This is a genomic window from Frateuria defendens (assembly GCF_001182895.1).
In the GTDB taxonomy this organism is placed as follows: domain Bacteria; phylum Pseudomonadota; class Gammaproteobacteria; order Xanthomonadales; family Rhodanobacteraceae; genus Frateuria_B; species Frateuria_B defendens.
The window spans coordinates 1-8,281 of sequence record NZ_LFQR01000097.1 but is presented as its reverse complement, the minus strand read 5'-3'; the positions used below and the strand labels follow the sequence as shown (position 1 = coordinate 8,281).

At 55.8% G+C, this 8,281-nt stretch carries 12 protein-coding genes; 9 read left to right on the top strand and 3 right to left on the bottom strand.

The window, feature by feature from the left end; translation table 11 throughout:
- The 6 genes from ACH65_RS18600 to ACH65_RS19915 all read left to right on the top strand — a co-directional run.
- Positions 1 to 99 (top strand): IS3 family transposase (locus ACH65_RS18600; protein WP_153242599.1); only part of this gene is annotated, 99 nt, incomplete at its 5' end.
- Between the two features lie 127 nt (positions 100 to 226).
- The gene (locus tag ACH65_RS13220) at positions 227 to 502 is read left to right on the top strand and encodes a hypothetical protein (protein ID WP_049623077.1); all 276 of its coding nucleotides are present in this window, start codon (positions 227 to 229) and stop codon (positions 500 to 502) included.
- Complete coding sequence (locus ACH65_RS19155) at positions 499 to 843, top strand: helix-turn-helix domain-containing protein (protein WP_082190320.1); 345 nt, start codon at positions 499 to 501, stop codon at positions 841 to 843. The genes ACH65_RS13220 and ACH65_RS19155 overlap by 4 nt, the downstream gene beginning before the upstream one ends.
- Positions 844 to 861: 18 nt before the next feature.
- Positions 862 to 1,878 (top strand): ImmA/IrrE family metallo-endopeptidase, encoded by a 1,017-nt coding sequence (locus tag ACH65_RS19150; protein WP_082190319.1) that lies wholly within the window; start codon positions 862 to 864, stop codon positions 1,876 to 1,878.
- Positions 1,875 to 2,495, top strand: a complete 621-nt coding sequence (locus tag ACH65_RS21205) for a C1 family peptidase (protein ID WP_082190318.1) — start codon at positions 1,875 to 1,877, stop codon at positions 2,493 to 2,495. Before ACH65_RS19150 ends, ACH65_RS21205 begins: the two co-directional genes overlap by 4 nt.
- Positions 2,496 to 2,585: 90 nt before the next feature.
- The gene (locus ACH65_RS19915; RefSeq protein ID WP_153242598.1) at positions 2,586 to 3,293 is read left to right on the top strand and encodes a thymidylate synthase family protein; all 708 of its coding nucleotides are present in this window, start codon (positions 2,586 to 2,588) and stop codon (positions 3,291 to 3,293) included.
- A 7-nt stretch (positions 3,294 to 3,300) separates the two neighbouring features.
- Here the strand turns inward: ACH65_RS19915 and ACH65_RS19140 are convergent, their stop codons facing one another.
- The 3 genes from ACH65_RS19140 to ACH65_RS19130 all read right to left on the bottom strand — a co-directional run bounded on the left by ACH65_RS19140 (position 3,301) and on the right by ACH65_RS19130 (position 5,488).
- On the bottom strand, positions 3,301 to 3,975 hold the full coding sequence (locus tag ACH65_RS19140) for a uracil-DNA glycosylase (RefSeq protein WP_082190317.1): 675 nt from the start codon (positions 3,973 to 3,975) through the stop codon (positions 3,301 to 3,303).
- A gap of 3 nt (positions 3,976 to 3,978) precedes the next feature.
- Entirely contained in the window at positions 3,979 to 4,704 is a 726-nt protein-coding gene (locus ACH65_RS20835; protein ID WP_237561514.1) for a hypothetical protein, read from the bottom strand.
- 463 nt (positions 4,705 to 5,167) lie between these two features.
- The gene (locus tag ACH65_RS19130; protein ID WP_082190315.1) at positions 5,168 to 5,488 is read right to left on the bottom strand and encodes a DUF4031 domain-containing protein; all 321 of its coding nucleotides are present in this window, start codon (positions 5,486 to 5,488) and stop codon (positions 5,168 to 5,170) included.
- 41 nt (positions 5,489 to 5,529) lie between these two features.
- Between ACH65_RS19130 and ACH65_RS21200 the strand changes: the two genes are divergently transcribed.
- The 3 genes from ACH65_RS21200 to ACH65_RS19115 form a co-directional block, all read left to right on the top strand.
- Positions 5,530 to 5,901: a helix-turn-helix domain-containing protein gene (locus tag ACH65_RS21200; protein ID WP_082190314.1), complete on the top strand. Its 372-nt coding sequence runs from the start codon at positions 5,530 to 5,532 to the stop codon at positions 5,899 to 5,901.
- Positions 5,902 to 5,965: 64 nt separating this feature from the next.
- The gene (locus ACH65_RS19120; RefSeq protein WP_082190313.1) at positions 5,966 to 7,282 is read left to right on the top strand and encodes an SIR2 family protein; all 1,317 of its coding nucleotides are present in this window, start codon (positions 5,966 to 5,968) and stop codon (positions 7,280 to 7,282) included.
- Positions 7,279 to 8,281: helicase HerA domain-containing protein (locus ACH65_RS19115; RefSeq protein WP_153242597.1), on the top strand; the 1,003-nt coding region annotated here is incomplete at its 3' end. The genes ACH65_RS19120 and ACH65_RS19115, both read left to right, overlap by 4 nt.

The window sequence follows — 8,281 nt, the reverse complement described above, 5'->3', positions numbered from 1 at the left end:
GTGTTCGAGTACATCGAGGTTGACTACAATCGAATCCGGCTCCACTCGACCTTGGGCTATCTCAGCCCGGAACAGTTCGAGCTATCCCATGTCGCTTAGGCGGGTGTCCGTGAAGCAGGGGCAAGATCACCGGCAGTCGATGCGAGGCCGAGGAGTCGGGGACTCAATTGCGATTAGCATTTCGTCATGGTACGATTTTCTTACCATGACGGTAACGAGGCGCTACATGAACGAGCATAAGGCCGAGCTCGAACGGATCCTCAGCGACTTCTGGGATGGCAATGAAATTCCGATCAGTGATGCTCCGACAAGCACGGACCAGCTTGGCGCTGCGTTAGATTCGATTACGGCCGTTGCTGTTTTGCTTGAGGTCGACACCTTATTTAAACGGAAAATTCCGGTGGAAGCGGTCATCCAGCGCGGTGGTTACAAGGACAAAGAGGAATTCGTTACCAAGCTGCGCGACCAAATCCTTAAAGTGGTCGAGGAAAGCCAAGCATGAGCGCCGAAAAAAGAACGCCGCGCCAGGAGCTGGCTGAGCGCTTGCGTGGTGCGCGCGAATACTTGGGCCTTTCTCAGGACGAAGTTGCGGTAGCTCTACAGCTTTCCAGGCCATCCGTGACACTTATGGAGTCCGGCGGCAGAAAGATCGAGGCCACGGAACTCGACAGGTTGGCCAGGCTCTACCGAGTGAGCGTCGAGTACCTATTGTCCGGACGCGAACCAGAAGATACGGAGCCGAAGCAATTCGCTTTCCTGGCGCGAGCGGTTAAAGGGTTATCTGAAAGCGATGTTCAAGAAGTTGCGCGGTTCGCCGAATTCCTGAAGAAGTCCCCCAAATAGCCAGAAGCGAGTAAGGGAATGCTCGATTTCAAGACGAGAGCTGCGCAAGTTGCTGTAGAAGTCCTACGGGATACAGGTGCTGAGCGCCGTATCCGCGAGGATGGCTACACACGCATCGATCCACTCTGGATCGCCGCGGTGCAGGGCGTCATGGTCATGCGTCGTCCCTTTGAAAAGCTATTGGGCGCATTCGTACGCGAGTCAACGCCGGGCATCATGGTCAACTCCGAGCGTCCCACGGGCTTGATCCACCTTACTTGTGCGCACGAGCTTGGCCACTATTTTCTGGGGCACGAGTCGACGGCTGACGAGCATATCCAATATGGCAAAGATGCGGCCCTACAGGAACGCGAAGCCGATTGGTTTGCCTACTGCTTGCTGACGTCCCGCAGCATTTTGGCTCAGACAATGCGTCGAAAGGGCTGGTCCATCGCCACGTTGCGGGATCCGTTGAATCTCTATCAGCTCTCTCTTCGTATAGGCGTGAGTTACGCCGCCATAGCGTGGAGCTTGGCGCGTTTAAAGTTATGGGCCACTGATGACGCCGATCGAATGACGCGCATCGAGCCCGCTGAGATCAAGCGCTCACTGCTAGGCCGTGGCGACTTCGAGGCGCGCAACGACGTCTGGTTGCTCGATGAACGCGATCGCGAGCTGATTCTAGAGCCATCAGTTCGCGATCAGATCGTCATCCGCCTCCCAAATCATGCGCCATCCGGCTACCTATGGTCGCTGGATGAAGCGCAAAGTGAAGGTTTCCGAATACGGCCATTAGATGCACCTGCCCGTCGCGCTACGGCAGAACTGTTGAGCAGCGCCCATGCTGAGGCTGATCACCTTCTGACAGGCCAGGCAGACCGGAGTAAATTCGCAGGGCGGATTTTGCCTTTGAGATTTACGGAAAAGCGTCCATGGGAGTCGAAGGCAGACGACGAAGCACACTTTCGGACATCGGTGGGTTTTGAAGAGGCTGGGGAAGGACTTAGCGCAGGTTCGCGCCGCCGCCTTCTGCAGGAAGGTTCTCCTGCAGCATGATCACGATTGAACTGACACTTCCACAGTCAGCTCTGATTGCGCGAGACCAAGGCAGGCGGCCGACCTGCTTGGCGTTCGCGCTATGCGAGGTGGAATACCGTCATTCACAGGGTGGTGCTCTAAGTCCAGAGTATCTATATCGAAGCGCTGCAGCTCACTCTCCATCGTGGGCTCCAAATGAAGGGCTGCAACTTTCCGCGGCATTGCGTGCGGCAGATCGGATCGCGCTTGAAGCGGACTACCCATACCAGCAGACGGAGCCCTCGCTTCCCTTACCGCCCCTACCCTCGGGCATCCCTCTTTTTGGCAGCCCTGCACACGCATTCTCCGTGCATAAGAACGACATAGTTCAGCGGTTACGGGAAGGCTCAGTGGTTGGGCTCGGGCTCATGCTGACTCAGGCCTTCTACGAGCCTGATGGTGACAGGATTCGTGATGGTGCGCCCATCGTTCCCGAGTCAGGCCATGCGGTGGCCGTGGTGGGACTAGGTTGGGAGGAAGGGCGGGCATTCTTTCTGATCCGCAATAGCTGGGGCCAAGCGTGGGGCCAGAATGGCAGCGCATGGTTGTCCGAAGACTACGTTCAAGAACATGCGCAATGCGCTTTTGGGGTCTAGAGCATGGCTGAGCTTATACCCGGTGACCGTATCATCCCTGTTTGGCTCGAAGCGGTTAGGAGGCTAGACAAAAGCCAGGGCCGAACAGCATTGAATGTCGTTCTGGAGATCGCATCGCCCACGCGCATGGGGGACGACGACTTGCAGATATGGAGAGCAGTTGATGCCCAGCTTAGGGCGCACACTAGTGATATGTCGCTCGACACCGTCGCAGGCACGTTGTTTCCCAATCACCTGTACAAGCGATTTGGCCGACCTGGCTTCTACGATCGGTATTTGACGGCTATCAAGCGCGGAAAGAAGAAAAATAGCTGGGGCACTTATGCATGGCGCATGATGGAACGCTTTGATCGTAGGAATGGAAAAAACTTCAATCCGCTTGATCGGATTGTTCAGAAGTTTATCGATGCGAAGAACGGGCAAGGCTATCAAGCTGTCTACGAGCTTGGCGTACTCGAACCGGAAGATTTGCTTGAAAACGGCGGCGATGGTCCGTGGTGTGAACTTCCGGTTGCAGATCCTGCAGCGAAGCCTCGTCGCAATATCCCGTGTCTCAGCCACCTTAGCTTCAAACTCCATAAAGGCCAGGTCACGTTGACCGCTGTATACCGTGCCCACTACTACGCCCAGCGTGCCTTAGGAAATTTGATTGGCCTTAGTCAGCTACAGAGATTCGTAGCTACCGAAGCGGGCTTGGATATCGGCCCGCTCACCAGTATTAGCACATTGGCCGTGCTCGATGTCGACAGTTGGGGCGGTGCCGGTGCCACAACTACCTTTCTCAGTACTCTCCCCTAGTTCGCGGTCAATAGGCTAGAAGAGCTTGCTGTGGCTTCGCCACTTGGTGCGCAGGGAGAGCGTAGACGCGGCGCATGCCATCTCGGAAATCCTTCACGCCGCCGTAGCTTGGATGCCTGACCGTCGTGACCTTGACATCAAAGCGGCTCGCGTAGTGAGCTGCGTCTTGGCCTATCGCAACGATACGCCTGACATCTAGCCAAGAGATCAGTGCCGCATTGAGGTCTTCGACCTCGCGAAGCTCTACGCTGCTAAATCGTCGGTTGGTAAATGGGTTTCCAGGTTCATGGGGATGTAGGGGGAAGACGTTCCAGAGTAGCGGTGGAACTTCGAGGCCTCGAAGGATTGCCCAGATCTCAGCTGCAGTTCTTTCAGCAACTGCCGGACCCTTAGTTGCCTGTCGTGATTCACAGCCAGGATAGAGCTTGCGCATCTCGGTCAGATGAAACTCATCGGTTAGCGCGAGTCCGGTTCTACGCCCCCCCCGATAGCCCAAATCTCGACCCATCCAAATGGTATCAACGCCAATGGATTTCGCCGCAGCGAGATAGGAGCGCAAATTCCGCCGTCTAAAGGCGGCGGCATCGCACAAGTCATGGACTGGGCACACATCCGCGTATGGGTTGAATACGTTGTGCTGACGCAAAGCTGCTAAGGCGCGGACAAAAGAGGCGGGATTCATGTGCTAGGGAAGCTTTTCGTACGTAAGGGTGTGGTTGTTCATGTTGACGGTTACACGACCACCGCGGTTGGCCTTTAGCATACGAAATACCTCAAAGCCTTTGAGGATGGCCATTTCCCATTGCCACAGAGGGCAAGCTTCGACCTCATATCCCTCCACCATGCTTTTGATCTGCTTGAGAAGGCCATAGTCCAATTTGCCTTGCGTGACATTCTCATAGTGATCGCGCTGCTTGGCATGATTAAAGATCCAGGTGGCAATGCCTTCCTCGATGATCATTGCGCGAGCGCCGTCCTCGTTCTCATCGATCTTCGGCCGAGACTTTCGTTTCAGCTTTAGGAGACCGCGAAGTACCGGAGACCACCCTAAGAAAGCGACATAAGCGAGATGGAAGATGTCGTGGAAACGATAATCATCCGGCTCATTGCTGTTGTCTGTGAGACGGTCACCAATGTTGACGCCATGTAGCCGCTGCGCGACATAGGATCGCCCGCCATCGGCGCGCTCTATGAATTCAATGCTGAACTCACGAGGAAACTGTTCGTACTCAGGATAACGTTCACTGGGGTCGAAAAACGGTAGAAATACCGGTTCGCTAGGCCAACGATTGGCGATCTTGGCCAAGTTCTCGTTGGCAACGTCTTCAACCTTAAGATCAAAGGCGTGGCAGACCAGCGACCACTCAGCCAATATCTTTCCAAGATGCTGACTTGCCGTAGGATGGCTCATCATTTTGAGCTGCTCTCGCGCCGTCGAAGCCAAGACGCCGGCGCCATTGGCAAGAACACCCAGTTGAGATGAGCGAACGATGTCCCACTCGCCTCGATGTGAATCCATAACTCCGTCGACATGACGGAACGTGATGGGAAGCTTAGGCGTCGTGTCTTTGTCTTGAGCACGCTTGCGCAGCTCGCGAATGCATTCCACGCCAAGATCATCGGGGCTTACTTGAAGCGCTTTGGCGACACCGAACAGGTACCACAGCGCGTCTCCAAGTTCCTCCGACGCTAGCTGACTTTGAGACTCACTGAGTTGGTCCCGAACACTGCGCTTGACCGAGGACAACAGCCCGCCGACTTCACCAAAGAATCCGAACCTCAGGTAATCGAGCTCTCCCGGATCCTTATCCAACTGATTTGTAGCGCTGGATTTGAGCGAGTACTCGGGTAGAGAGAGAGCAGCATCCCTTCGCTTAGCTGGTGTCATGGAACAACTTCCTCCTGGAGGTGCGTTCGGGCCACAAGGTACCTTGGGCGAGAAGCTCGCGTCGTAGACCCCTGCTTCGGTCAACAATGGTAAAGCGATCAGCGTCCACGGCGCCAAGACGAAGCGCCTTTTCGCGAACAGCCATCGTGACGTCGTAATGCGGATAGGCTCCATGAGCCTGGAACCATTGACGCTTAAGTCCAAGGCGCCGAGCAAACTCATGGAGTTCACCCAGTGAATCGGCGACGAGATGGCACCACAGCCGATTGCGCCATCGGATTCCCTCGGAATCTATGTAGACGGCCATAAGTCGAAATCATCGCAAAGGTGTGCAAATATTATGCACATATGACGACAAGATTCAATTCACGAGCAGACGCGGAGGCTCTTGGTATCAGCCTAAGACTGGCACGAGAACGCCGGGGGATGACGCGCGTAGACCTAGAAAAGCAGCTAAACGTCGACCGATCTCAAATATCGAGGATCGAGCGCGGCCAGATGCTGCTGGTGAGTACAAATGTGCAAAAAATATGCACATATCTACGGGTGCGTCTTGAATCCTATATTGGTCAGCCGACCAACGATCGATCCCCACTTCAACGCCGCATACTTCGTATAAACGCGCTCCTTGGAGGGACGGAAAGGGGGGATGCTGCTGTGAGCCAGCTTCTCAATGCTCTGGAGGCATTCGCCGAGACCTATTCAAGCAAGCCGCGCTAGAGTGCAGTCAGCCTCAAGCTTCGCAGAGCGGAATCTCACAAGTTGAGCCTATTCAGGGGGATACATGGAAGCACATGGATATCGCGTCGGCGCCAATGAAGGCTGGTGGGCGGATCTGCCCAACGATGGACCAGAGCTTGAGACCCTTGCATCAGCCGCCCGTCGGCACATCGAGCCGTGGCTATCCGCTGTCTTTCAGGCGGAGCATCTCAACCTGCTTATCGGAAGCGGCTTCGCCAACGCGATCAGCTATCTGGCCGACGTCAAATCGACTGGCATGGACTTTGATCCGTTGAAGACATCGATCGATGCTGAGATCGAGGCGGAAGCCACTCGTAGCGCGATGGCCATGGGGCGCGGGAAGCCGAACATAGAGGATCAGTTCCGTGTGGCCTTCGCCATTCTTGACGGCCTGAGGCTGCTCAAGGATGAGCGACATGGCGAGTTACGCGATGCACTTCAGGCGCGTATGTCAACGTTTCTGACGTCCCTTCTCAAGATGGAAGCGGATATCGAGGCGGCGAATGACGACAACTGGTCAAAGGCACTTTCCGCACTTCAAGCTTTCCTCTTGAGTTTCGCCAGTCGCGCAGCATCGCGGGAACGTCTTCATGTCTTTACCACCAACTATGACCGGTTGATCGAAAGAGGATGTGACCTGGCGGGCCTGCGTGTCATTGACCGCTTTGTGGGTGTGCTTGAGCCCGCGTTCCGGGCTTCCCGAATGGACGTGGATTTTCACTACAACCCTCCCGGTATCCGGGGCGAGCCGCGTTTCATGGAGGGTGTGCTGCGGTTGACTAAGTTGCACGGCTCCCTCGATTGGCAGCTTACCCATCGGCCCAAACAACTGGTCCGTCGGGGAATTCCTTTCGGGGCTCCACCTGATAGCCCGCTCGTTCCTGCTGAGCCGCTCGACACCGTGATGATCTACCCAAACGCGGTCAAGGACGTTGAAACCACAGAATACCCGTATGCAGAGCTGTTCAGGGATATGGCTGCAGCCACGTGTCGCCCGAATTCAGTGGTTGTGACCTATGGCTATGGCTTCGGAGACGATCACATCAACCGTGTCCTTCTGGACATGCTCGCCATCCCATCCACTCACTTGGTAATCATCGTCTACGAACCCGAAGATCGTCTGGAAAAATTCCTTAACCAAGCAGCGCGTAGCGCACAAATCTCGTTGCTATTGGGCAAGCATTTTGCCGACCTCTCTAACCTTGTTAGCCGCTACCTGCCAAAGCCCGCGTTGGACATGATCAGCGGACGCATGGCGGAGCTTCTGAGGCATCGTAGCTATTCCAAAGAGAACGGACCTGGAAGTGCAGCCGAAGACGGAGGCATTGAAGATGATTTTGGCCTTGAGGATCTGCTATGACCTCACCGATCGAGATGATTGCTGGCCTAGTCGTCGGCAACGTTGAGGCAGTTGCTCCGGATGATGTACGCGTTCGCCTTGGACCGGAGGCTCCTCTGTCGACCGCCTTCAACGCGGGGAGTCCGGCCTCATTTCCCCGACTGAACGGCTACGTTCTCATCCCGAATGAAGCAGGGGCGACGGTCGGCTTTGTCACATGGGTCGGCACCGAGCGGTCAATGCCACCACGCAAATATGGCCAGCGAGATCTGGATCTCATTGACCTACCGTACCCCGCAAGACGGATGGCGGTCACACCGGTCGGAACGCTCAGGTCTTCCACCGATAGATCCACCGGGAAGCTCATACACGAGCTCATGCGAGGCGTGCTTGCCTTTCCATCCGTCGGTGACCAGGTACTGATGCCGACTGCGGAGCAAGTGGCTGCGATTGCGGGCGCTAACGACTGCAACCGACGAGTCAGGATTGGAACTTCGCCTATGGCGAACGACACTCCAGTCTTGGTGGATCCGAATAAAATGTTTGGCCGCCACCTTGCTGTCTTAGGGAACACCGGTAGCGGCAAGTCCTGTTCGGTAGCAGGCCTCATTCGCTGGTCATTGGACGCCGCGGCCCATGCGAGGGTCGATGACGTAGATGCTCCAAACGCTCGCTTTATTGTGCTTGATCCTAACGGAGAGTATTCCAAGGCGTTCGATGATGTCGGTGGAGGGGCGCGGGTGTTTCGCGTACCTCCGGTCAAAGAAGGCGAGAATCGCCTACGTGTACCGGCTTGGATGTGGAATGGCCACGAGTGGAGCGCCGTTGCGAACGCTCAACCTGGCGCCCAGAGGCCACTCCTATTGCAAGGCATCCGCGAGCTCAAGAGCGGCGAAGCAGCAGCGCTTCCCCACGAAGTTAAAGTTACGCGATATGTAGCTTCCTACCGTACTCGCCTCTCCAGCATGCTAGCGCAAGGTCCATCGGCGTTTGGAGAGACCGCTAAGGATGCTCTGATCT

What these genes read in the sequence shown, in the direction of transcription:
- ACH65_RS13220 (WP_049623077.1), top strand. Translation starts at nt 227, where the DNA reads ATGAACGAGCATAAGGCCGAGCTCGAACGGATCCTCAGCGACTTCTGG.
- ACH65_RS19155 (WP_082190320.1), top strand. Translation starts at nt 499, where the DNA reads ATGAGCGCCGAAAAAAGAACGCCGCGCCAGGAGCTGGCTGAGCGCTTG.
- ACH65_RS19150 (WP_082190319.1), top strand. Translation starts at nt 862, where the DNA reads ATGCTCGATTTCAAGACGAGAGCTGCGCAAGTTGCTGTAGAAGTCCTA.
- ACH65_RS21205 (WP_082190318.1), top strand. Translation starts at nt 1,875, where the DNA reads ATGATCACGATTGAACTGACACTTCCACAGTCAGCTCTGATTGCGCGA.
- ACH65_RS19140 (WP_082190317.1), bottom strand. Translation starts at nt 3,975, where the DNA reads ATGAATCCCGCCTCTTTTGTCCGCGCCTTAGCAGCTTTGCGTCAGCAC.
- ACH65_RS20835 (WP_237561514.1), bottom strand. Translation starts at nt 4,704, where the DNA reads ATGAGCCATCCTACGGCAAGTCAGCATCTTGGAAAGATATTGGCTGAG.
- ACH65_RS19130 (WP_082190315.1), bottom strand. Translation starts at nt 5,488, where the DNA reads ATGGCCGTCTACATAGATTCCGAGGGAATCCGATGGCGCAATCGGCTG.
- ACH65_RS21200 (WP_082190314.1), top strand. Translation starts at nt 5,530, where the DNA reads ATGACGACAAGATTCAATTCACGAGCAGACGCGGAGGCTCTTGGTATC.
- ACH65_RS19120 (WP_082190313.1), top strand. Translation starts at nt 5,966, where the DNA reads ATGGAAGCACATGGATATCGCGTCGGCGCCAATGAAGGCTGGTGGGCG.